Origin of the sequence: Streptomyces sp. SID14436 (assembly GCF_010548465.1) — a bacterium.
Lineage (GTDB): Bacteria > Actinomycetota > Actinomycetes > Streptomycetales > Streptomycetaceae > Streptomyces.
The window spans coordinates 1-2,597 of sequence record NZ_JAAGMD010000639.1 but is presented as its reverse complement, the minus strand read 5'-3'; the positions used below and the strand labels follow the sequence as shown (position 1 = coordinate 2,597).

The window sequence follows — 2,597 nt, the reverse complement described above, 5'->3', positions numbered from 1 at the left end:
CGTCGGGTGCGTCGCTGCCGGCCCCCCGGTGCTCGTCGTACCCGCCGTGCCCGCCGCACCTGCCGTACCCGCCGTGCCCGCCGCACCTGCCGTGCCCGCCGTGCTCGCCGTACCCGTCCCGCCCGTCGCTCCGCCGCCCGCTCTGCTGCCCGTCGCGGCTTCCGCCGTCGTGCCGGCTGCGGCCTCCGCCGCCGTCTCCCCCGTCGCGCGCGCTGTCGAGTTCGCCCCGGACACCCCACCCTCGGGCATGCGACCCCCTCCCATTTCGAGTCATCCGCTCCCTATGCTCTCAGCTCGTACGGAGTGCTCGGCGTCGACGGTGACGCTGTGGGAGCGCTTCCATGGTGCGGGATCGTGAACGAGGGTGGGACGGATGACAGGGCAGAACGTGCGGTGGGGCATCCTGGCGACGGGCGGGATGGCCGCGACGTTCACGGCGGATCTGGTCGATCTGCCGGACGCTGAGGTCGTGGCGGTGGCGTCGCGGTCGCAGGAGTCGGCGAAGGCGTTCGCCGAGCGGTTCGGGATCCCGCGGGCCTACGGCGACTGGGAGTCGCTGGCCCGGGACGAGGACGTCGACGTCGTCTACGTGGCCACTCCGCACACGGCGCACCGCGCTGCGGCCGGGCTGTGCCTGGAGGCCGGACGGAACGTGCTGTGCGAGAAGCCGTTCACGCTCAACGTGCGGGAGGCCGCGGAGCTGGTCGGGCTGGCACGGGAGAACGGGCGCTTCCTGATGGAGGCGATGTGGATGTACTGCAACCCGATGGTGCGGCGCCTGAAGGCGCTGGTCGACGACGGTGCGATCGGTGAGGTCCGCAGCGTGCACGCGGACTTCGGGCTCGCCGGACCGTTCCCGCCCTCGCACCGGCTGCGGGACCCGGCGCTGGGCGGGGGCGCCCTGCTGGATCTCGGCGTGTACCCGGTGTCGTTCGCCCAGCTGCTGCTCGGGGAGCCCTCGGAGATCGTGGCGCGAGCGGTGCTCTCGGAGGAGAGCGTCGATCTCCAGACGGGTGCACTGCTCTCTTGGGAGAGCGGTGCTCTCGCTTCGGTGCACTGCTCCATCGTCGGCGGAACGGCGACCTCCGCCTCGGTCACCGGCTCCGAGGGCCGCATCGACATCCCGCACGGCTTCTTCCACCCCGATCGGTTCGTGCTGCACCGGGCCGGGCGGGACCCGGAGGAGTTCGGGGCGGACCCGGCCGACGGACCGCGCGACAGCCTCAAGCACGAGGCCACCGAGGTGATGCGCACCCTGACGGCCGGCGAGAAGGAGTCCCCGCTCGTACCGCTCGACGGCACGCTCGCGGTCATGCGGACGCTCGACACCATCCGGGACCGGGTCGGCGTCCACTACCCGGGCGAGACCCGCTGAGCCGCGGAGGCGGGAGCCCCACCATCGACGCCCGCCGGGCCCGGCGCCGGGCCCGCCGACGGCCCGACGCCCCTCCCCGTCCCCCACGGCCCGTCAGATGGTCCAACGCTCAACCCTTACAAACGGACTGGATAAGTCCGCCCCATTGCGGCAGGCGACAGACCTATGCTCAACTCTCCTACACACATGCTTCACATGTGGAGCAGAGGTCTTCCGCAGGCCATTTCCTGGGGGGAGACGGCAGCCGCTCCACGCCACCGGGTGGGGGTGGATCCGCGCGGGACCGCGGATACGCACCGGTGCGTGGAACGGCTGCCGTCCTGTGTGCCACAGGCGGGGCAGCGGCGGACGAGTCCCCGGGCTGCCGGCGGGGCCCCGGGAAGCGGGCGAGGCCCCGGCGGCGAGCAATGCGGCGGGCGCCGCCCCACGTCGCGGGTGAGGCCCCAAGTCGCGGGTGAGGCCCCAAGTCGCGGGCGAGGCCCAGGTGGCCGGCAGGCTCCGAGATCAGGCCTGCCCCGTCTCGAAGCGGGAGATGCGGCCGTCGTCGTCGACGGTGAAGCTCCAGCGGGTGCGCATCTCGCCCCAGGTGTCGTTGCGGTAGCTGACGACGAGACCGCGACCGCCGTTGATCTCCTTCTCGACGTCCATGTGGCCGTTGGAGGAGAAGATCTCGCGGTCGGTCCAGTCGGCGAGGTCCCGCTCGGTACCGTCGTCGGCCATCGTCGCGCCCTCGGCGAGCACGGCCGTGAAGGCCTCGCGGTCATGGTTGTTGACAGCCGTGACGAAGGCGCGGACGGCCGGGTCGCTGAGTCGCGTGGTCTGAATCGCCATGCCAGTCAGCGTGGTCCCGAACCGGACGCCCCGCCACCCACGCCACCCGAACGGCGCCCGCCGCGGTTCGGACCGGCGGCCCGGGTGCGACGGTGGACCGGGGACGAGCCATTGCCGCGGGACCGACGGGAGACGACGTGACCTGCTACGACCGACGTGATCTGGGCCTGCTGCTGCTCCGGCTGGGAACGGGCGGCGTGCTGGCCGCGCACGGCGCGCAGAAACTGTTCGGCTGGTTCGGCGGGGGCGGCATCGAGGGCACCGGCCACTTCATGGAGAGCATCGGCTACGTCCCGGGCAAGGCCAGCGCCACGGCCGCCGGGATCGCCGAGACGGGCGGCGGCACGCTGCTCGCCCTGGGCCTGGCCACCCCGGCCGCGGGCGCCGCGGC

3 protein-coding genes are annotated in these 2,597 nt (G+C 73.0%); 2 read left to right on the top strand and 1 reads right to left on the bottom strand.

Features of this window, described 5'->3' with window-relative positions; translation table 11 throughout:
• Positions 1 to 373 precede the first annotated feature (373 nt).
• A complete protein-coding gene (locus G3I53_RS22795) occupies positions 374 to 1,375 on the top strand; it encodes a Gfo/Idh/MocA family oxidoreductase (protein WP_164335529.1) in 1,002 nt (333 codons plus the stop codon).
• Between the two features lie 504 nt (positions 1,376 to 1,879).
• Here G3I53_RS22795 and G3I53_RS22790 read toward each other — a convergent pair.
• Positions 1,880 to 2,206, bottom strand: a complete 327-nt coding sequence (locus G3I53_RS22790; RefSeq protein WP_164335527.1) for a nuclear transport factor 2 family protein — start codon at positions 2,204 to 2,206, stop codon at positions 1,880 to 1,882.
• A gap of 137 nt (positions 2,207 to 2,343) precedes the next feature.
• On the opposite strand from G3I53_RS22790, the gene G3I53_RS22785 reads away from it, so the two are divergent.
• Positions 2,344 to 2,597, top strand: a 254-nt coding sequence (locus G3I53_RS22785; RefSeq protein ID WP_164438718.1) for a DoxX family membrane protein, incomplete at its 3' end; no start/stop codon positions are given.